Source organism: Pseudomonas sp. G11, from assembly GCF_029457515.1.
Classification (GTDB): domain Bacteria; phylum Pseudomonadota; class Gammaproteobacteria; order Pseudomonadales; family Pseudomonadaceae; genus Aquipseudomonas; species Aquipseudomonas gorinensis.
Map to the genome: position 1 here is coordinate 6707613 of NZ_CP120377.1, position 20874 is coordinate 6728486.

General features: G+C 62.0%; 20 protein-coding genes. 6 read left to right on the forward strand and 14 right to left on the reverse strand.

Annotated elements, in window-relative coordinates; translation table 11 throughout:
* Positions 1–307: 307 nt before the first annotated feature.
* Complete coding sequence (locus tag P2T68_RS30935; RefSeq protein WP_024077340.1) at positions 308–814, reverse strand: disulfide bond formation protein B; 507 nt, start codon at positions 812–814, stop codon at positions 308–310.
* Positions 815–984: 170 nt separating this feature from the next.
* Positions 985–2166 (reverse strand): NO-inducible flavohemoprotein, encoded by a 1182-nt coding sequence (hmpA, locus tag P2T68_RS30940; protein ID WP_277378713.1) that lies wholly within the window; start codon positions 2164–2166, stop codon positions 985–987.
* Positions 2167–2312: 146 nt separating this feature from the next.
* Here hmpA and norR point away from each other — a divergent pair, with 146 nt between their 5' ends.
* On the forward strand, positions 2313–3857 hold the full coding sequence (gene norR / locus P2T68_RS30945) for a nitric oxide reductase transcriptional regulator NorR (RefSeq protein WP_024077342.1): 1545 nt from the start codon (positions 2313–2315) through the stop codon (positions 3855–3857).
* A 31-nt stretch (positions 3858–3888) separates the two neighbouring features.
* On the opposite strand, the gene P2T68_RS30950 is transcribed toward norR, so the two are convergent.
* On the reverse strand, positions 3889–4083 hold the full coding sequence (locus P2T68_RS30950; protein WP_069076994.1) for a hypothetical protein: 195 nt from the start codon (positions 4081–4083) through the stop codon (positions 3889–3891).
* 86 nt (positions 4084–4169) lie between these two features.
* A complete protein-coding gene (locus P2T68_RS30955) occupies positions 4170–5072 on the reverse strand; it encodes a DMT family transporter (protein WP_277378715.1) in 903 nt (300 codons plus the stop codon).
* 138 nt (positions 5073–5210) lie between these two features.
* Here P2T68_RS30955 and P2T68_RS30960 point away from each other — a divergent pair, with 138 nt between their 5' ends.
* Positions 5211–6086, forward strand: a complete 876-nt coding sequence (locus P2T68_RS30960) for an AraC family transcriptional regulator (protein WP_024077344.1) — start codon at positions 5211–5213, stop codon at positions 6084–6086.
* On the opposite strand, the gene P2T68_RS30965 is transcribed toward P2T68_RS30960, so the two are convergent.
* The 8 genes from P2T68_RS30965 to P2T68_RS31000 form a co-directional block, all read right to left on the reverse strand.
* Complete coding sequence (locus tag P2T68_RS30965) at positions 6083–8590, reverse strand: LuxR C-terminal-related transcriptional regulator (protein ID WP_150056069.1); 2508 nt, start codon at positions 8588–8590, stop codon at positions 6083–6085. The genes P2T68_RS30960 and P2T68_RS30965 overlap by 4 nt on opposite strands.
* Positions 8591–8816: 226 nt before the next feature.
* Positions 8817–10184, reverse strand: coding sequence for a DUF1329 domain-containing protein (locus tag P2T68_RS30970; RefSeq protein WP_024077346.1), 1368 nt, complete (start codon positions 10182–10184; stop codon positions 8817–8819).
* Positions 10185–10208: 24 nt separating this feature from the next.
* Positions 10209–11975 (reverse strand): DUF1302 domain-containing protein, encoded by a 1767-nt coding sequence (locus P2T68_RS30975; RefSeq protein WP_024077347.1) that lies wholly within the window; start codon positions 11973–11975, stop codon positions 10209–10211.
* Between the two features lie 519 nt (positions 11976–12494).
* Complete coding sequence (locus P2T68_RS30980) at positions 12495–13406, reverse strand: SDR family oxidoreductase (protein WP_102624121.1); 912 nt, start codon at positions 13404–13406, stop codon at positions 12495–12497.
* Positions 13407–13542: 136 nt separating this feature from the next.
* Entirely contained in the window at positions 13543–14445 is a 903-nt protein-coding gene (locus tag P2T68_RS30985; RefSeq protein WP_069076991.1) for an alpha/beta hydrolase, read from the reverse strand.
* Positions 14445–15227, reverse strand: a complete 783-nt coding sequence (locus P2T68_RS30990) for a class II aldolase/adducin family protein (protein WP_277378718.1) — start codon at positions 15225–15227, stop codon at positions 14445–14447. Before P2T68_RS30990 ends, P2T68_RS30985 begins: the two co-directional genes overlap by 1 nt.
* 150 nt (positions 15228–15377) lie before the next feature.
* Positions 15378–16064 (reverse strand): LrgB family protein, encoded by a 687-nt coding sequence (locus P2T68_RS30995; protein WP_024077351.1) that lies wholly within the window; start codon positions 16062–16064, stop codon positions 15378–15380.
* On the reverse strand, positions 16054–16440 hold the full coding sequence (locus P2T68_RS31000) for a CidA/LrgA family protein (RefSeq protein WP_024077352.1): 387 nt from the start codon (positions 16438–16440) through the stop codon (positions 16054–16056). The genes P2T68_RS30995 and P2T68_RS31000 overlap by 11 nt, the downstream gene beginning before the upstream one ends.
* Before the next feature lie 99 nt (positions 16441–16539).
* On the opposite strand from P2T68_RS31000, the gene P2T68_RS31005 reads away from it, so the two are divergent.
* Positions 16540–17436: a LysR family transcriptional regulator gene (locus P2T68_RS31005; protein ID WP_024077353.1), complete on the forward strand. Its 897-nt coding sequence runs from the start codon at positions 16540–16542 to the stop codon at positions 17434–17436.
* Here the strand turns inward: P2T68_RS31005 and P2T68_RS31010 are convergent.
* Entirely contained in the window at positions 17417–17872 is a 456-nt protein-coding gene (locus P2T68_RS31010) for a flavodoxin (protein WP_277378719.1), read from the reverse strand. The genes P2T68_RS31005 and P2T68_RS31010 overlap by 20 nt on opposite strands.
* A 129-nt stretch (positions 17873–18001) precedes the next feature.
* Here P2T68_RS31010 and P2T68_RS31015 point away from each other — a divergent pair, with 129 nt between their 5' ends.
* Together P2T68_RS31015 and P2T68_RS31020 are read left to right on the forward strand one after the other, a co-directional pair.
* Positions 18002–18469, forward strand: a complete 468-nt coding sequence (locus P2T68_RS31015) for a PAS domain-containing protein (RefSeq protein ID WP_024077355.1) — start codon at positions 18002–18004, stop codon at positions 18467–18469.
* A 60-nt stretch (positions 18470–18529) separates the two neighbouring features.
* On the forward strand, positions 18530–19135 hold the full coding sequence (locus P2T68_RS31020; protein WP_024077356.1) for a hypothetical protein: 606 nt from the start codon (positions 18530–18532) through the stop codon (positions 19133–19135).
* A gap of 2 nt (positions 19136–19137) precedes the next feature.
* Here the strand turns inward: P2T68_RS31020 and P2T68_RS31025 are convergent, their stop codons facing one another.
* A complete protein-coding gene (locus P2T68_RS31025) occupies positions 19138–20097 on the reverse strand; it encodes a MerR family transcriptional regulator (protein ID WP_024077357.1) in 960 nt (319 codons plus the stop codon).
* A 212-nt stretch (positions 20098–20309) separates the two neighbouring features.
* On the opposite strand from P2T68_RS31025, the gene P2T68_RS31030 reads away from it, so the two are divergent.
* On the forward strand, positions 20310–20870 hold the full coding sequence (locus P2T68_RS31030) for an antibiotic biosynthesis monooxygenase (protein ID WP_024077358.1): 561 nt from the start codon (positions 20310–20312) through the stop codon (positions 20868–20870).
* Positions 20871–20874: the final 4 nt, after the last annotated feature.

Below are 20874 nucleotides of genomic sequence, written 5' to 3' on the forward strand. Positions count from 1 at the left end.
CAAAGGCCTGCAAATCGCATCCAAGTCCCCATAAAACAAGGCATTCACAGAGCCCTCAAAGGCTTGGACGGCGCGACATTCGTGGGGTCGCCCAGACGACGAACTGACAGCATAAATTGACCGCCTGGCGCAAATTTATGCGACGGTTCAACGCGTCAGAAATGTCCTGCGACAGCTTCTGTGTGACAACATGTCGCACGCTGCCCGCCGTCAAAATTGTCCGGCGTCACTGTCCTTTCACAAATCCCTACACACAAAAACGCCCCGGCCTTCTTTCAAAAGGACCGGGGCGTTTTGGTCGATAGGCTCAGGCTGCGCGCTTGCGGTTCCGGTATATGCCCAGGGGCACCAGGATTACCGTCAGCACGAACGCCACCAGCGCCCATTGCGCCAGGGACAGGCCAAGGATCGGCGGGTAAGGCGTGCTGCAGAAGCCGTCGACCTGGAAGCCCAGGGGGAAGACCTTGGCCAGGGGCAGGTCGTCGACGATCGGTTGCAGCACATCGACGCCACAGCTGACTTGCGGGAAAAATTGGGTGTACACATGATGGCCAGCCGCCGCCACCCCACCGAGGGCGCTGAGTACCACCAGGCCTTCAAACAGCGTGATCGCGCCCTTGGTGCGCATCGCCGCGCCGATAAACGCAAAAATCGCAATCAACAGCAAGGCGTAGCGTTGCAGGATACACAGCGGGCAAGGCGCCTCGCCCAACACCACTTGCATGTATAACGCGCCGCCGATCAGCGCCAGGCAGATGATGCCCAGCAACACCAGAAAGCGCCGCTCCCTGCCCAAACGCATTTCGTCACTCATCTCCGTATCCCTTTGCCTGATTGTGGTTGGCCTGATGGCCGCAAGTTTACACACAGAGAGTGGTTTAAACAGAGAGGGGTTAACGGGGGATTAATCGGGAGGAATGGAGAACTGAATGTGGGAGGGGGCAAGCCCCCTCCCACATCTTGAGCAGTGTTGCGCTGGAGATGTTATTCCAGGGCCGCCGCCGGGCCGAAGAATTCATAGCGGCTTTGTTGCTCAGGCACACCCAATGCCTTGAGGTGGCGCTTGATCGCCGCCATGAAGCCTTTAGGGCCGAGGAAGTAGGCATCCAGGTCGCGCTGCTCGGGCAACCACGCCGCCAGTTGCTCCTGGCTGAGCAGGCCGACCTTGTCCGCCGCCGGGCTCACGCCATCGTCCTCGTCATAACAGTAGAAGCGCTTGAGCTGCGGGTGCTTGACCGCCAAGGCGTCCACCCACTCCCGAAACGCATGCACCCCGCCGTTACGCGCGCAGTGGATAAAGTGCACCGGGCGCTCGGTGGCCAGGGCGGCCTCGAGCATGGGCAGCGTTGGCGTGATGCCCACCCCGCCACTGATAAGCACCAGTGGTTTATCACTGGCGGCCAGGGTGAACTCACCGGATGGCGGGAACAGGTCAAGGGTCGCCCCCACCTGCAACTGGTCGTGCAGGTAGTTGGACACCCGGCCACCGGCTTCGCGCTTGACGCTGATACGGTACTGGCCGGCATCGCTCAAGGCCGACAGGGAGTAATTGCGGCGCACTTCCTCGCCATCCAGGTGTAACGTCATGCCGATGTATTGGCCTGGCGCGGCCGCGAGAATCGGGGCGTTGTCCAGCGGCGCAAAATAGAACGACGTGATCTCGGCGCTCTCGTCCACGCGCTTGACCAGCTTGAACGGCCGCGCACCGCGCCAGCCGCCCGGCGCCTGGGCTTTCTCTTCGTAAATGGCCGCTTCGGCGCCAATCAGGATATCCGCCAACTGGCCGTACGCAGCGCCCCAGGCACTCATGACCTCAGGGGTGGCAATTTCGCTGCCCAGTATTTCGGAAATGGCACGCAGCAGGCACGCGCCAACAATCGGGTAGTGTTCCGGCAGGATCTGCAAAGCCACGTGCTTGTTGATGATCTTGGCAACCAGGTCGCCCAACTGATCCAACTGGTCGATATGCCGCGCGTACATCAATACGCCGTTGGCCAGAGCGCGAGGCTGGTCGCCGCTGGCCTGGTGGGCCTGGTTGAACAGCGGGCGAACCTGCGGGTACTCGGAGAGCATCATGCGGTAAAAATGGGTGATCAGCGCTTCGCCGCCGCTTTCCAGCAAGGGCACGGTAGATTTGACGATGGCACGGTCTTGGGCACTAAGCATGGAGCCTCCTGGGCTTCTTTACTGATTGCCATGGAGTACTCAGTATTCGTGCCAACTAATAAAACGTTTAAATTCAATAGCTTAAATTACACGTAGTCAGTATGACCTCCTACACCTTATAGTCATAAGGACTACAAGGAGTCATTATGACTGCGCAATCGCTGCTCACCACCCTGCTCCCCCTCGTCGCCGACCTGTCCCGCGAACTCCCCGAAGGCGAGCGTTACCGTCGCCTGTTGCAAGCCATGCGCGCCTTGCTGCCCTGCGACGCCGCCGCTCTGTTGCGCCTGGACGGTGAGTCGCTGGTACCGCTGGCGGTAGACGGCTTGAGCGCCGATACCCTGGGCCGACGCTTCAAGGTCAGCGAACACCCGCGTTTCGCCGTGCTGCTCGGCAGCCCCGGCCCGACGCGTTTCGACAGCGACAGCGAATTGCCCGACCCCTACGATGGCCTGGTGGACGGCCTGCACGGGCACCTCGAAGTTCACGACTGCATGGGCTGCCCGCTGTTTGTCGATGATCGCCCTTGGGGCCTGCTGACCCTGGACGCCCTCGACACGGAGCGCTTCGAGCGGGTCGAGCTCGACGCCCTGCAAGCCTTTGCCAGCCTCGCCGCCGCCACGGTCAACGTTGCCGAGCGCATCGAACGCCTGGCCCTGCGCGTGGAAGACGAACAGCAGCGCGCCGAAATCTACCGCCAGGCCAGCGGCCAGCAGCACAAGGAAATGATCGGTCAGAGCAAGACCCACAAGCGCCTGGTGGAAGAGATCAACCTGGTGGGCGGCAGTGACCTGACGGTGCTGATCACCGGCGAAACCGGGGTCGGCAAGGAGCTGGTGGCCCAGGCGATCCACGCGGCATCGTCCCGCGCCGACAAACCACTGATCAGCCTCAACTGTGCAGCACTGCCGGAAACCCTGGTGGAGAGCGAGCTGTTCGGCCATGTACGCGGCGCCTTTACCGGCGCATTGAACGAGCGCCGGGGCAAGTTCGAACTGGCCAACGGCGGCACCTTGTTCCTGGATGAAGTCGGCGAGTTGTCGCTGAGCGTGCAGGCCAAGTTGCTGCGCGTGCTGCAAAGCGGCCAGTTGCAGCGGCTGGGCTCGGACAAGGAACATCAAGTGGATGTGCGCCTGATCGCCGCCACCAACCGCGACCTGGCCGAAGAGGTCCGCAACGGCCGCTACCGCGCCGATTTCTACCACCGCCTGAGTGTGTACCCACTGCAAGTGCCAGCCCTGCGCGAGCGCGGGCGTGATGTGTTACTGCTGGCCGGCTTCTTCCTGGAGCAGAACCGCTCACGCATGGGCCTGGGCAGCTTGCGCCTGACCAGCGACGCCCAGGCGGCGTTGCTGGCTTATAACTGGCCGGGCAATGTCCGGGAGCTGGAACACTTGATCGGGCGCAGCGCGCTGAAGGCCCTGGGTAACTGTCGCGAGCGTCCGAAGATTTTGAGCCTGAGCGCCCAGGACCTGGACTTGCCAGGCGTCAGCGCGCCCCAGGTCGAAGCGCCAGCCGATGCCGCCCCCCTCGTCAGCGGCGACCTGCGCCAGGCCACCGAGCACTACCAGCGTCAAGTCATCAACGCCTGCCTGGAACGCCACCAGCACAATTGGGCCAGCGCCGCCCGTGAACTGGGGCTGGACCGCGCCAACCTCGGGCGAATGGCCAAGCGCCTTGGAATAAAATAGCCAGGTCAACGTTTATCAAATGCAAAATAACTTATTGATTAATAAGGATTAAAATCTTTATCAAACGACCGAACTGTGTGGCAAGCAAGCTGCTGTGGCGAGCGGGCTTGCCACAATGCCAGTCAGTGAAGGCTTTTTTTGTAGGAGCGAGCTTGCTCGCGAAGAACTCACAGGCGCCGCGTTCATTCAGGAAGCACGCATTATCGTTGACGTTTTTCGCGAGCAAGCTCGCTCCTACAGAAGGCAACGCACGCTTAACTGACTGGCATTCGGGCAAGCCCGCTCGCCACGTTAGCGGGACCGCCTACATTGTTAGACGGCGTTCGCCTTGAGGGCAGGGCTCACAGGCCTGGGCTTACGGAACACCAGCACATTCCCCAGCATCACCAGCACCAACCCCGCCAACGCCGGCAAGGTCCACTGATACCCCTCGGCAAAGGCCGACACATTCAGCGCCACCACCGGGAACAACACCGTGCAATACGCCGCACGCTCCGGCCCCATGCGCCCCACCAACGTGAGATAGGCGGTAAAGCCGATCACCGACCCTGGGATCACCAGGTACCACAACGCGCCGATATACCGCGCACTCCAGTCCATTTCGAACGGAATGCCGCGCACCAGGCAGTAGGTCGCCAGCATCAAAGAACCATACAACATGCCCCAGGCATTGGTGGTCAACGGCCTGAGCCCGGCCTTCTGTTGCAGGCTCGACAGCATATTGCCGGCCGAGAAACACATCGTGCCGAGCAGCGCCAGGCCCAGGCCAAGCAATGTCTGTGGGCTGGCGGTATGCCCCACCAGTTCCGGCCAGAACAACAGGCCCAGCCCCAGCAAGCCAAGGGCACCGCCCATCAAGACATTGCGCGCCACGCGCTGGCCAAAGAACACCCGGGCATTCAGGGCGTTCCACAGCGTAGCCGTGGAAAACACCACCGCCACCAACCCGCTGGGGATCCATTGGCTGGCGGTCAGGAAACACATGAAGTTGACGCAAAAAAGGCACAGCCCCTGGGCCAGGCAGATCAGGTGCCCGCGCCGGTTCATCACCTGCAACTTACGGCTGAGCAGCAACAGGGCAAACAGCACCAGCGCCGCCAGGCCGAAGCGATAGACGATCGACACGGGGATCGCGACAACGCCCAATTGCCACTTGAGGGCGATCCAGGTGGTACCCCAGATCAGCACGGTGAGTAAATACAGGAAAAGGTTCATGGCGGGCTCCGGTGGTTGAGCCACAGTGTCACCTTCAACTACGCACGGGCACTTGCACAATCTTGCGCTTTTGTCGGCCCGAGTGATCACAGCGCCAGCCCGGCGGAGTAGGATGCAAGGCGTCGGAGAGTACACACCATGCCAGCACTGGAATCCCTGCACGTCTTTCAAGCCCTCAACCGCTCGCCCAACGCACGCCTCGAAGCCTGCGCCGAGCTGGGTGACGGCGTGTCTGCGGCCCTGTGGAGCAACCATCACGACGCCCAGGACTACCAGGCGCCCAGTCATCACACACTGTCCTGCTACATCGGCGGCGGCACTGGCACCTTTCGCCGCGAGCAGCCGGGCACCAAGGGTGGGCCGGACAAGTTGTGCATCCTGCCGGCTGAGCACCAGTCGGCCTGGGTGATCAATGGTGAAATTCGCCTGGCCCATGTGTATTTCAGCCCGGAGCAATTTGCCCTCGGCTGCGTCACCCTGCTTGACCGCGAACCGCGCACATTGCAATTGCGGGAAAGCACCTTTCTCGAAGACCCCAGCCAGGCCCGGCGCTTTCACCAGTTGATTGCCCTCAACTGGCAAGAGCCTGCCGAGCGCCTGCTGACCAGCAGCCTGGCCCATGAAATGCTCAGCCACACCCTGCTCAGCCAGGTCGGCGTGCGCGATGGGCTGCACTTGAAGGGCGGCCTGGCGGCCCACCTGCGCCGACGCCTGGTGGAATACATCGAGCACCACCTGGAAGACCCGATCAGTCTCGGCCAATTGGCCGGGATGTGCGCCCTGTCGGAATATCACTTCGCGCGGATGTTTCGCCAAAGCTTCGGCTTGCCGCCCCATCAATACCTGCTGGCACGCCGCCTGGCCCGTGCGCAAACCCTGTTGCGCGGCGCCAGCCTGCCCCTGGGCGAAATTGCCTTGGCGTGCGGGTTCTCCAGCGCCAGCCACTTCACCCACCGCTTTCGCCAGGCCCTGGGCGCGACACCCGGGGAATATCGCCAGGCGTTCTGCGCCTAGGCCATCAAGCCCAACGTCTTGGCCTTGGCCACCGCCTGGGTGCGCCGCTCCACCCCCAGCTTGCTGTGGATACGCCGCGCGTGGGTCTTGACGGTATGCAGGGAGATAAACAGCCGATCGGCAATTTCCAGGTTGGAATTGCCCAGGGCGATCAGTTGCAGTACTTCCAGTTCGCGCTGGCTCAGGGGGTTGTCCGTCGCGCTTGTCGCAGATGCCTGTGGCTCCAGGCCCAGTTCACTGAGCAGGCCGGGCGAACGCAAACGCAGTTCACGGATCGCCTGCTGCACCTGGCAGCGCGCCGCCAGCTCCAGGCCCGCCTGCAACGAGCGACGGGCCAACGCTCCGTCACCGAGTTGCCAGGCCACCTCCCCCAACACCAGCTGCAATTCGGTTTCCAGGCACAGCATGCCGCGTTGTCGGGTGGTCTCCAGCAACGCATTGAGCCGCGCGACCGGTTGGTCGGCACCGCCCAGTTTCACTTCCGCCAGCACCAACAGGTACTCCAGGCGCGGGATCAATTCCAGGGTGGCCGGCGGCGCCTGCTTGGCATTCGGCCCGCGGAAGTGGCGCAGCACCCGGCGCACCGCTTGCGCCGTCAACTCGGCGCGGCCCTGCTGCAACCAGAAATGCCCGCTGACCAATAGCAACACCGCGCGATACACCGTGTCCGGTACCTGGCGTTGTTGCATCAGGCGCTCGGCCTCGCGCAGCTGGATAAAGGCCTGGGCGTAATCGCCGCGGTTGGCCGCCAGCAGCGCCAGGCCGAGGAAGCCGTACAACACGCGCTTGTCCTGGCTGTGCAGGCACATCGTCAAGCCTGTCTCGAAGCACTCGGCCGCCAACGCGTCCTGCCCCTGGCGCAACGCCAGGTGCCCACGGCGCAACGCGATGCGCCCCACCAACGGCCCAGCCTTGAGGTGTTGCTGCAGCAACATTGCCTGCACGCTCTCCAACAGGCTCTGCGCCCGGTACGGTGCACCGCGCTGTTCCAGCAACTGGGCGTGATCCAGCTCCAACAGCGCCTCCAGCAACAACGAGCCATGGGCGCGGGCCAGGCACAACGCTTCGCGATTCAGGGCCTGGGCCACGTCCAGCTCGCCGCGCAGCAAGGCTTGCTGGGTCAACCCCGACAGGCACATCAGGCGCGATGTCCATGCACTGTCGGGCAAGGCTTGCAGCGCCTCGAGGAAATGCTCGCGGGAGCGTTCGGCATCGCCCCCCAGGTGCAACAACCAACCCCATTGCGCCTGCCAGCGCGCCAGCAAGTGCCGCTGCGCCGCCGCCGTGGGTTGCGGGGCGAAACGCGCCAGTTGATCGATGCATAACGCCGCCTGGTCGAAACGCCCGGCAAACAGCAACGCCGCCGTGACCAGCCCCACCAATTGCGCGGAACACAGCATCAGTTCATCGCCATGCTGCTCATGCAGGCGTAACAGCAGCACGGCGTTCTGTTGGCGGAACAGGTCTTCGAAACTGAAGTGCTGCAACAGGCTGACCGCCACTTCGTACTCTTCGGCCAACAGCGCCTGTTCGAAGGCAGCTTGCCAGTCGCTCTGGGCGCTGAACCACTGACAGGCGCGCCGGTGCCAGGAGCGCTTGGCCGGCCAGGGCTCATCACGCAGCAATCGCGCCAGCGGCGCAAACACCTGCAGCCAGTCGGTGGCATCTTCACAGGGCTGGATAAACGCGCCGAGGGCCTGCAATTCGCGCAGGTAGTGCGCGCCATCACCAAAGCCGAACAGGTGCTCACACAAACTCACATTGAAGCGCGGCAGATGGGCCAGCACGCGCCAGGCTTCGGCCAGTTCCGCCGGCAAGGTGCTGAACAGTTCGTGTTGCAGGTAATCGAGCAAGGTCTTGTCGGGATGACCGTCGCCCAGCAGCGCGATACGCACCCCGGCGCACCAGCCGGCACTGAAGTGCAGCACGTTCTCGAGCGTCTGGCCGGGCGCCTGGCTGAGCAGTTGCTGGATCTCCTCGGCGTTGAACCCCAACTCGGCGCCGTTGCATTCCAACAGTTCATCATCGAGCAGCAGCCGGGGCCAGTTGCACGCCGGACGCCGCCGCGCGCCCAGCCACCAGGTCAGCGCCGGGCTACTGGCACTGAGCAGGCGGTCGAGCAAGGCGTCCAGTTCGGGGGCGGGCAGGCGGCAGAAATCATCCAGGAACAGCCACGCGGGCGTCTGCCAGCGGCTGAGGTCCAGCAGTAGCGTGGCTTCGTCGGTAAACCCCAGGCCAAGGTTTTGCGCCAGGCGCTGGCAGAGTTCGATGGGGCTGAGCACGACACCATTGAGCGCCATCCAGTAAACCTGGCACCCCGCCGGCGCCTGCAACGCGCACTCGGCGAACAGCGCGCTCTTGCCACTGCCACCCGGCGCACACAACAACTTGACCCGAACCTGCGCCGCCAGCAACGGCTCGGCCAGGCGTGGACGCAACAGATGGTGGGCGGACAGCCGTGGCATGAATCCAGGACGGTCCAGGCAGCGTGTCATGGCGGTCATTGCTGCATCCTGCGTTTTTATTGTTATGCAACTTGATCCCTACCCTAGTCCTGTGGGCGGCGGTTGTTGAAGAAGTATTCAGCACACTGATTAATAGCCATGCACAAAACCCAATGTGGGAGGGGGCTTGCCCCCGATAGCGGAGTGTCAGCTACAGATAGCTGACTGATACACCGCCATCGGGGGCAAGCCCCCTCCCACATTGGGATTGCATTTCAAACAGGCATCAGCGCACGCCTTCAGACCTCAAGGCCGCCGGTGTGTAATCCGCCGCCTTCGCCGCGAAGCCGAACACGAAGCTGCTCTTCTCCTCGTTCTTCATGCCCAGGGCGATGTAGCGCCCGGCGATGATGTCGTACAGGGTTTCCACGGTGTACGCCGGCACCTGATGGTCGTAGTAGAACTGCGCATGCCCCTCGGCGACGCGCCACAACTGGCCACGGCCGTCGTAGTGATCCACCAGCGCCACCTGCCAGCTGTCTTCGTCGATGTACATGTGGCGCTTGGCATAGATGTGCCGCTCGCTCGGCTTGACGGTGCCGACCACTTCCCACACACGGTGCAGCTCATAGCGGGTCAGGTCCTGGTTGATATGCCCGGCCTTGATGATGTCGTCGTACTTGAGGGTCGGCGAATCGAGCTTGTAGCTGTTGTAGGGGATATACATCTCTTTCTTGCCCACCAGTTTCCAGTCATAGCGGTCGGGGGCGCCGGAGAACATGTCGAAGTTGTCGGTGGTGCGCAGGCCGTCCGACGCCGTGCCCGGACCGTCATAGGACACTTGCGGCGCACGCCGCACACGGCGTTGGCCGGCGTTGTAGATCCAGGCCAGGCGCGGCTCCTTCACTTGGTCGAGGGTCTCGTGCACCAGCAGCACGTTGCCCGCCAACCGCGCCGGCGCCGTCACCGATTGCTTGAAGAAACTCAGTACGTTGGCCGCCTTGGCCGCGTCGATATCCGGGATCGCCTGGGGCACCGCCACTTCTTCCTCGAAGCGGATTGGCGTGTAGCTGCCGTTGGTCTGCGGGGTGGCCTGGGTGATGATGCGTCGCAGGTTACCGCCGTGGTAACGGGTGATGTGGTTCCACAGCACCTCCACGCCATTCTTCGGAATCGGGAAGGCGTAGTAACGGTTACCGGTGAAGTTTTCCAGGCCGTTGCCGTCGTTGATCGCATGCACGTTCAGCGCGCTGCGCTTGATCGACTCGTAGATGTCCGGCGGCAGGTTCACCGTGCGGTGGCTGGGGTACACCGGGATCTTGTAAGTCTCGGGGTAGCGCTTGAACATCGCCACCTGGCCATCGGAGAGTTTGTCCTTGTACTTGTCCACCGTCGCGGCGGTGATCACGAACAGCGGTTTTTCGTTGGCGAACGGGTCGGCGAGGAAGCCTTTGCTGTCCACGGCGCCGGCGTTTTTCGGGATACCGCCGGTCCAGGCCGGGATCGAGCCGTCGGCATTACCGGCTTTTTCCGCGCCGACGGGGGTAAGCGTGGTGCCGAGCTTGGCGGCTTCCTCGGGCGATACCGCGGCCATCACGTTGGCGGCCAGCAGGCTGAGGGCCAATACGCCACATTGCAGAATCATCTTGCGCATAAAGTCGTCCTTATCAAACCGTGATCAGAAGTTCGCGCCGACGCTGAGGGCGAGGAAGTCGCGGTCGGTCAGGGTGTTGTAGTGGCCACCGAAAAAGTCGGTGTAGCTCAGGCTGGCGGTGTAGGTGTTGCGGTAGTCGGCATCGACCCCAATGCTGACCGCCTTGGCCCCTTCGTTGAACAAGCCGTTGGGGCCATAACCCTTGACGTCATGGGACCACGACAGGTTGGGCTTGAGGTTGACCCCGGCGAATACGTTGCTGTAGTCAAGGATCGCGCGGGCGCGGTAGCCCCAAGAGGTCGCGGTGACAAAGCCATCATGATCGCCCTGGTAGCCGTAGACGCCGTAGACCGAGTCACGGCCATAACGCAGCTTGCTCTTGGCTTCCAGGCCCGCCACGTAGGTGACGCCGGCTTCGCCCACCAGCGTCAGGCGATCGGCGCCCATCACTTGGTCGAAGAACTGGGTCAATGTGGTTTGCGCCTGGGTGACTTGCTTGCGGCGGTAACCGGTGTTGTCTGCACCCGCCGAGGAACTGATCACTGAGGTGCCGGGAGCGGCCGGGTTGACCAGGGCCAGGGTCAGGTCAGTGGTGTTCAACTGCACCGGTGCATTCGGCCGGTAGCTGATCTCACCACTCCAGGCGGTGCCGGTGGGCAAGGTGGTCGAGAAGCTGGCGCCGTAGAGCCGAATGTCTTCCGGGTATTCGAGGTAGTACTGGCCACGGCCGAGCATCACGCTTGAAGCCAGCGAAGGACGCAGCGCGCCCGGCACCAGAGGCAGCATGCCGCCCAAAGCAGTAAGCGTGCTCTGCCCTGCACTGGTGGTGCCGACGGTCGGCGTACGGCTGTGGTAGTTCATGAAGTACACCGCGTACTCGGTGTCGTCCCCCAGCCAACGCAATGCTGCGCCCCATTGGCCGCTGTCCCGGGCATCGCGGTCCTTGCCGCGTTGCACCACGATGCCTTCCTGCGTCACCTGGTAGCCTTGCCCGAACGCATTGGCCAAAGGCTGGAAGCCCGCCGCCGCCGCGCTGCCAACGGTGTAGTTGTTGTTGCAGCCGTGGGCCACCACATCGTTACCAAAGAAGGTGCCGCAGTTATCCACCACGGTGTTTTCCCAGTTCAACTGGTAGAAACCTTCCACCGTCAATTGGTTGGTCAGGCTTTGGGAGGCGAACAGCATGTTCACCGGGATCAGCCCTTCCTTGATCTCCGCACCGGGGCGGCGGAAGGCCGAGACGTCGATGGGGTTGATGCTGTTGATGGAGTTGCCGATAAAGGTGCTCTCACCCCAGCTGACCACCTGCTTGCCCACGCGCACGTTGCCCGGCAGGTCGCCGATGGAATAGTTGTGATAGACGAACGCGTCCAGCAGCTCGTAGCCGGAAGAACGTGCGCCTTCGTCGCGATGGTGGTTACTGATCTGTTTGAACTCACGGTCTTCATCCTGCAGCTCGAAGTCGTACCAGTACTTGCCGCGCACGAACACACCGCTGTCGCCGTACTTGAGCTCCAGGTCATGAATGCCCTTGAAGATTTTCGAGAAGGTCTCGCCCTTCTTGAAGTTCAACCGTCCGTCATCCCCGGTCGACGCCTGGCCGGTACCGCCGTTGGCCACGCCCACCAGCTTCTTGTCGGCATCGCGCATGCCCCAGCTGGCACCGACCGACAGTGAGGAATCGAATTGCCCTTCGATCTCGCCAATATTGAACGAAACAGCCTGTGCCTGGGCGCAGCAGCCCAGTGCAACCGCTGCAGCCAGCGCCTGTGGCGTGAAGATGGCGCGCATTGTTGTTTTTGTCATGCGTCTTCCCCGGTGAGTGACAGAAGGCCTCACCCTACTGCCGCCCAACGGGAGCGATAAGCGCACCAAGGAGGTATTCGTGTTGTCGCTCGAAAGGATGAATGGGCGCTCTGGCCGGGGTTTGGGCGGGGCCATGGATTGGATGGATGGCGGGTTATCAGGGGAATGGATGGGCGGCTTGGCGGCAGGACGGGCACCGCGAAGGTACTGTTGCTGATTCAGTAACAGTCCTTGTCACGAAGCGGGATTACTCATTTTGTTACAAGCGACTATTCTTACCTGGCTTTCAGGGCAAACAGCCCACTCCCGCAACCGGGAGACAAGCCAGACTTCGATAGATTGGTGCCTGTTTTCAATCTGTTACCGCTGTTCACTGACGTTGATTTATCGCTCCTTGATCCAACGTCTTACTTCGGCCGCTGCTTTGCAGCGGCCTTTTTTATGCCCGCAATAAAACGAGGCGCCCTCAGCGCCCCGTAGTATTTAATAACGATCACGTAATGATCAAAGGCTGAATTTCTGCAAATTGGCCATCATCTCCTTCAACGCCTCGATATTGTCCTTGGGGTGAGCGGCGCCTTCGAAGTCACAGATCTGCTGCCAGTGCGCGGCCACATCGTCCGGCGAGAACCCGGCCTCCGGGTCGAAGCCCACACCCAGGCTGCGCTCCCAGCGGGTCTTGCCGATCCAGCCGCCGCCGACTTCGAACAGCCCGGCGGTTTCCTGGCATGCCTCGCTGCCCAGGTACACCACCAGTGGGCTGACCAGTTCCGGCTTGAGGCGCTCGAATACCTGCGGCGGGATCAAGCCTTCGGTCATGCGCGTGCCGCCGGTGGGCGCAATGGCATTGACCAGGATGTTGTTCTTGCGGCCTTCCAGGGCCAGGGTACGGGTCAGGCCATACAGGCCAAGCTTGGCCATGCCGTAGTTGGACTGCCCGAAATTGCCGTAGATGCCCGAGGTGGACGCCGTAAAGATCACCCGGCCATAGCTTTGCTCACGCAGATGAGCCCAGGCGGCGCGAGTGACTTTATAGGCGCCTTCGACATGCACGCGGTAAACCAGGTCCCAGTCGCTGTCGTCCATCTTGTGGAAGGTTTTGTCGCGCAGGATGCCCGCGTTATTGACCACCACGTCGACACGGCCGAAGACGTCCAAGGCGTTCTGGACGATTTTCTCGCCGTCGGTGACGGAATCATGGTTGGCTTCGGCAATGCCGCCAGCGTCGCGAATCTCGGCCACCACGCGGTCGGCCGCTGATGCGTTCGCCCCCTCGCCCTGGGTGGAACCGCCGAGGTCGTTGACCAGCACCCTGGCTCCGTGCCGCGCGAACAGCAGTGCATGGGCACGGCCCAACCCGCCGCCGGCGCCGGTGACGATCACGACCTTATCCTGGAACTGCACTGACTGACTCATACCAAACTCCAATGGGGACAATGGGAATGGGTCGAGTGTCAGGCACCGCGCTTGCAGTCACAATAAATACAGCCACGGCTGAATGGTGCGCGATAAGGCAGCAGGATGATCACCCGCTTTCCTGTAGGAGCGCCTCTCAGGAATAAGCCCTGCGCGGCGCCGCTTGCCCAATCCGCTCGCGAAAGGCCAGATAATGCTTGAGCACCTGCACCGGCGCCTCGATCTGCGGGTAGTGGCCGATATTGGCCAACAATACCGTGTCGGCGTGGGGCACCAATTGCTGGTAGCGCTCGACCATGTGGGCACCGGAGATCGGATCGATTTCCCCATCGATCACGCGCAACGGCACCTCGCCGCGCTGCATCGCCTCCACCCACCGCTCGCGCAGGCGCCGACGCTGGGGAATGTAGGCGATCAACTTGTGCAGGATGCGCGGGCCGTCGTTGCAGTTGATCAAGCTCCAGAAATCATCGAGGGCGCTTTCGCTGGGGAGGGTGTCGGGGCCGAAAATCTGGTTGAAGCTGTCGGACAAGGCGCTGCGCCCGAACGCGCGGCCGATCATCCAGCCCACGGGGCTGAGCAACAGTTTCTGTACCAACGCCGCGCGATGGGTTTCGGGGAACAACCCGCCGTTGAGAAACACACAACTGGCCATCTGAAACCGGCCTTCGTAGTGCCGCGCCAGCAACTCCTGGGCGACGCTGTCACCGTAGTCATGGGCCAACACGTGCACCGGCTGCTGCACGCCCAGGTGCTCGAGCAGCGCCTGTTGCACATCCGCCTGTTCCAACAGGCAATAGGTGTGGTCCAGCGGCTTGGCTGAATCGCCAAACCCGAGCATGTCGCAGGCGATCACCAGGTTACGCTGGGCCAGGGGCTGCCACAGGTAATGCCAGTCCCAACTGGCGGTCGGGAAGCCATGGATCAATAGCAACGGCTCGCCCTGCCCGGCCACCCAGTAACGAAGGGTACGGCCGCGAAAGACGAAATCCTGGCCACGCTTGCGCCAGGCTCTGAGCGGGATCTCGGCGAGTGGCATCAGCTTTTATACCCGGGGTCTTGAAGCTCGAGTTTGCGCAGCAGCGCCGGCCAGGCCAGCGCGCCTCCCATGCCTTGGGCACTCTTTGTGACCGCCGCCGCCATTGCCTTGGCACCGGCAAGGATCTGCGGCGCGATGGTAATCAGTTCAGCCCCGCCATTTTGCGCCAGCACCTGGATATCGCAGGCGCGCTGGAAGATGAACATCATCAGGAAGGTATCGGCGATGGTGCCGCCACACGTCAACAGACCGTGGTTGTGCAGCATCAGGAAGTTGTTTTCACCGAGGTCGGCCTGCAAGCGGGCCTTTTCCTCATGGTTCAGCGCCACGCCTTCGTAGGCGTGATAGGCCAGGCTCGACAGCACGAACAGTGACTGCTGGCTGATTGGCAATACGCCCTGCTTTTGCGCGGCCACCGCGACACCGGCGGCCGTGTGGGTATGCAGCACGCAGACCACGTCATGGCGCACTTCGTGGATCGCGCTGTGGATGGTGTAGCCCGCCGGGTTGATCTCGTAGGGACTGTCCATCCGTTTGTTACCGGCCTGATCGACCTTGACCAGGCTCGAAGCAGTGATCTCATGGAACATCAGCCCGTACGGGTTGATCAGGAAATCGTCGGTACCCGGCACCTTGGCCGAGATATGGGTGAAGATCAGGTCATCCCAACCATGCATCGCCACCAGGCGGTAGCAGGCGGCCAGGTCGACACGGGTTTGCCATTCGACGGCACTGACCTGGTCTTTGACGTTCTGTGGCAATGGTGCAGGGGCTAGGCTCACGGCAATGACCTCCTTGACACGTTTTTTATTATTTTTCTTGAGTGAAGGGCCAGTCTAGTCAGACCTCATGGCTGCCGTAGTTGCCTTGGCAGCCAGCTTGATGACCGAACGAGTCAGCACAGAGAATAGTTGAACTTTGTTTAATTCGCGTCAGAGAAGCGCCGCCAATAAAGGCGCGGCGAACAGGTTGAGCAACCCTGTCAACACCATCACCAGCCCCGCGACAGAGCCCTCTTCGCCGCCTACTTCATGGGCCCGGCTGACGCCCGCACCATGGGCGCCCACGCCAAATAACGCGCCGCGCGCCAGCGGTGTACGCAGCGGCAGCCACTTGAGCAACACGCCGCCGAGCATGGCGCCGAACACGCCGGTGAGCATCACGAACACCGCCGTCAGTTCCGGTACGCCGCCCAGGTCGGACGACACGGGCATGGCAAACGGTGTGGTGATGGAGCGCGGCACCAGGGACATTGTCACAGCGCTGTCCAGCGCCAGCGCTTTGGCCAGGCCGAACGAGGTGCCGATCGACGCCGCGCTGCCCGCGACCATGCCCAGCAACAGCGCCGGCCAATGCCGCGCCAGCAAGCGCCGCTGCTGCCAGATCGGCACGGCGAACGCCACGGTAACCGGGCCCAGCACCGCCATCAGCCAGTGGGTGTCGGTCGCGTATTCGGCGTAGGCGGTTTTCAGCGGTACGGCCACCGCCAGCAGCAGCACTGGCACCAGAATCAGCGGCGACAACAGGTAGCGACCGGTTCGCCGGTAAATCCAGCGACTGAAAACATAGGTGCCCAGGGTCAAGGCCAGCCAGAACACCGGCATCAGTTCAAGCTTCATGGCGCAGCCTCCAACGGCACACCCATTCCACGGTGAACGCCGTGACCAGCATCACCGCCAAGGTGCTCAGGCCAATGACCAACAAGATGCGCCAGCCTTCGTTGCGCAGCAGACCACCGTAGTCCAGCAGGCTCATCAAGGCCGGAATAAAGAACAGCAGCATCTCGGCCATCAACACGCCGGCACCCAATTGCAGGGCTGCCGGCTTGACCAGGCCCGTGGCGAAGGTCGCCAGCAACAGGCCCAGGCCAACCACGCCGCCGGGGACTGGCCACGCCAGCCAGACGGCCAACTGGGTGCCCAGCAGGTAAATGGCCAGCAGCACGACCAGTTCGGTGAGTAAACGGCTGAAATGTTTGAAGCGGAAACGTTTCATGGGCTTTGGATCCTCGCAGGCCTCCATTTTAGAGAAGCTTCCCCCATCCCCACAGCGAATTGTTAGACTGCCAGCCATTCCAAACTGGAATCATGACTGATGGAATTCAAACAGCTGCGCAGCTTTGTCGAAGTGATCCACCGGGGTGGTTTTACCCAGGCCGGGAAAACCCTGCATATCAGCCAGTCGGCCGTCAGCAAGCAGGTCGCGCAATTGGAACAAAGCCTCGGCACGCCGCTGCTGGACCGCATCGGCTCGCAGATCCGCCTGACCGCCGCCGGCCAGGTGGTGCTGCAACGTGCCGAAGCGATGCTGCGCCTGCAAACCGAGCTGCTCAGCGAGCTGGACGACATGCACCAACTGACCCGTGGCGAACTGCGCCTGGGCCTGCCGCTGCTGGGGGGCGATACGCTGTTCGCCGGACTGTTTGCCGAGTACCGGCGGCGTTATCCGAACGTGACGATCCAGTTGCTGGAGGGCGGCAGTCGCAATATCGAGCAGGCGATCCTCAATGGTGAACTGGAAGTCGGCGGGAGCTTGAAGCCCAATGACCCGGCATTCGCCTGGCAGGCTTTCTGCGATGAACCGCTGGACGCGTTGCTGCCGATTGATCATCCCCTGGCGGAAAACGCCCAGGTACGCCTGGAGGAACTGGCCGACACGCCGTTCCTGATGTACCAGCGCAGCTTTGTGCTCAACGACCGACTGATGCAGGCGTGCCGGCAACTGGGTTTTACCCCGAAGGAAATCGGCCGCAGCGGCCAGGCAGATTTTCTCGCGGCGCTGGTCGCCGCTGGCCAAGGAGTGGTGTTGTTGCCCAGCGTGGTCGCCCGTGGACTGGTGCGACCGGGGGTGGTACGCCTGACGCTCAAGGCGCCGGACTACCTACGCTGGGACATTGCCTTTATCTGGCGCGAGGGCGCCTATCTTTCGAGAGCCGCGCAGGCCTGGCTGGCATTGCTGCGCGAATTCCCGGTCAACCGCGCAGTGCAGTGACCAGCTCGGTCAGCCATGGCTCGGCGTCGGTTTCGGGGGTGACGCTTTCGCTGGCGTCCAGGCGCAACATCGGCAGCACCTCACGCAGGCCCAGTTCGGCGAACAACTCGCGCATTTGCTCGCCGCCACCACAGAAGGTGTCGCCGTAGCTGGCGTCACCCAGGCCGATCACCGCACCGGGCAAGCCACGCCAGGCAGCGGGCAACTGGTCGCAAATAGTCGAGTACAGCGGTTGCAGGTTGTCAGGCAGCTCGCCCATGCCGGTGGTGGAGGTCACCGCCAGAAACGCCTCAGGGGCAAATGCCTGCACGTCCGCCAGGGTGGCGCGCGGGTTGTGCCAGGCTTCGAAACCGGCCGCGTTGAGGATGCCGGCGGCGTGGCGGGCGACTTCTTCAGCCGTGCCGTACACCGAGCCGGAAAGGATGGCGACTTTCATCAATCTGATCCTGTGGTTGAGCGAAAGCCTGGGATATTAGCAGCTGGCGCAAAATTTTCGGCGCACGCCGTGCAACATTCAAGGCATGTCATAAACTGCCAGTTCCACCCACAAGCCATGGACCGCTCAATGATTAACGCCCGACTGATGCAAATGGTGATCAACGCTTCCAACGACGGCATCGTTGTCGCGGAGCGTGAAGGCAAGGACAAGCCACTTATCTACGTCAACCCGGCATTCGAACGCCTGACCGGCTACACCCTGGATGAAATCCTCTATCAGGACTGCCGCTTCCTGCAATCGGGCGACCGCGACCAACCGGCCCTGATAGCCATCCGCGATGCCCTGGAACAGGGCGGTACCTGCCGCGAAATCCTGCGCAACTACCGCAAGGACGGCAGCCACTTCTGGAACGAACTGTCGTTGTCGACGGTGTACAACGAGGCCGACAAGCAGACGTATTTCGTCGGTGTGCAAAAGGACGTGACCCTCCAGGTCAAGGCCCAGCAGCGCGTCGCGCAATTGGAAGCCGAACTGGCCAGCGTCAAGGCCGAGCTGGCGGCGCTCAAGGCGACGAGCGGATCTAACAAAATTTAGAAAATACGGTCATTAAAGCGGATAATGGCATTTTAATACTTCCCCCCGTGGGCATGACCGATGCAACGCGACACGCTTCTGACTCAGGACGAACTGGATTTCATCCAGAACATGCAGCACAACCCGCAGCTCAACCTGCGGGATCCGTCGTCGAGCCTGACTGTCAACGGCGGTGCGCAGCTTCGCGACTTGCTCACGCGACTGGCCGCTCACGACCACGTCACTCTCCAGGCGCAATTCGATAACCAGCAACTCACCTTTCCCCTGCACCTGGTGGAAGATGAGTTTCATGCGGTGCATTTGCGCCTGGGCGTACCCAGCATTTTCGAAGACGGGCCGATGATCCGCCCATGGCGCCTGGCCCTGGAAACACCGGTAGCACTGGAAAACATCAGGGGAACACCCAGCGCACTCTGGGTGCATGAGGTGTCTTTCAAAGGCGTGTTGGTGGAGATTCGTGGCCGGCTCAGGCCGCCGAAAACCTTTTCCCTGTGGTTCAGCCCCTCGGGCTATGAACGCATTGCCCTGCGCGGCACCTTCGAGCGGGAAACCGCACGAGGCCTGTTTGCCTATCGCCTGAGCCAAGGTGACGTGGATGAAACTGAGCGCCTGCGCCAATTCATCCTGCACCAGCACCGCCTGGTCCACCCACAAATGCACGCCTGATATCAGGTATCCAGCCCGCCGCTGAGAAACTGTTGCAAGCGGCGCCGCATCAGGCGACCTTCATTGCCAAGACAGCCAACGGACGTGCCGGCCAGGTTGTCCTGGGCAAGATCCGAAGCCGCACCGGCAAGAAACAGCGGGCAATCCAGGGTCAACGCCAAGCGGTTCAAGCGCCCGGCAAAGTCATGGTTATGCGAGTAATTGGAGAAGAGGATCAGCGCCTGTGGGCGAGTCTTCTCGCAGACCAGTGTCAACTCGTCAAACGGCTGCCCCATGCCCAGCACTTTCACGGCCAGGTCATCTCGACTCATCAAGAGCGCCGCCACCAGCAACTCCAACTTACGGCACTCGCCAGCCATGGCCGCCAGCAATACCCGCGGCACGGGTGAAGCACACGCCAATTGCAGGCGCTCCAAGGCACGTACGCGCAGGAAGTTGTCGAAGAACAACCATTCGCTCGCCTGGCCGAAACGCCCCTCATGACGCAACAGCTCATTCCACAGAGGCATCAGAATGTCCTGGAACACCACGTCGAGTGGGTAGGTAGCCAGAACCTGCCCATACAAACGTTCCAGTTGACGGTCGTCAAAGTCGCTGATGGCCTGTATCAGCCGCGCCTGCCACTGCGGCCATTCGCCCTCTTCGACGACATCGCGCTCCGCACGAACGGCCTTGGCCTGCTGATCGTCGCGAGCGAGAATCTTGCCCACTTTGCTCACGGCTACGCCGCGCTCGATCCAATCGAGAATACGATGGACTGTCTCTATATCGCCCTTGGAATAGAGGCGATGCCCACTTTCAGTGCGCGTGGGCTGGATCAAGCCGTAACGACGCTCCCAGGCACGCAAGGTGACCGGATTGATGCCTGTCAGTCTCGAGACTTCACGGATCGGAAACAGCTTATCGGAAACCGTTGAATCCAGATGCGAAGCACTATCATGCGGAGCAGTAATCACGGGCATTTTTGACCAAAAAACCAACGTTAACTGGGCGCTCATTTAACGCCTTTACACCTGTCTTTTTCAAGTTCTCCGATTTTCGGACCAATGTCGCTGGTGTATTTGGGTAAAACGGGAATAATCCTTGCCTGTTTTTTTGCGCAGCCGCAACACCCCGCGACTACGCCTGTGTGCCACCTACCCGGTTCCGCACACCCGAATATTGGAGATACACAATGTCTACCTCACCCGTCACCCTGATGGTTGCGCGCCGCGTGGCCAAAGGGCGCTATGAAGAACTGATGGCCTGGCTGCGCGAAGGCGAGCAATTGGCCACCGATTTCCCCGGTTACCTGGGCTCCGGCGTGCTGGCCCCACCGCCCGATGACGATGAATTCCAGATCATTTTCCGTTTCGCCGATGAAACCACCTTGCATGCCTGGGAGTTCTCCGCTTCACGCAGCGCGTGGTTGGGCCGCGGCAGCGAGCTGTTTGCCGACCCGTCCGAGCATCGCGTGCGTGGCATCGACGGTTGGTTTGGCGCCGCAGGTGCGCGACCGCCACGCTGGAAACAGGCGGTAGCGATCTGGCTGGCGTTTTTCCCGGTGTCGCTGCTGTTCAATTTCGTCCTGAACCCGCTGCTCAGCGAGCTGGAGCTGGCTCCGCGCGTGCTGGTCAGCACCCTGGCCCTTACGCCGCTGATGGTGTACTGGTTCATCCCGCTGTCGACACACCTGCTGGCGAACTGGTTGCATCCCACACCGCCACCGCGCAAGGCCACCGAAGCCGCAGCGTGAATAC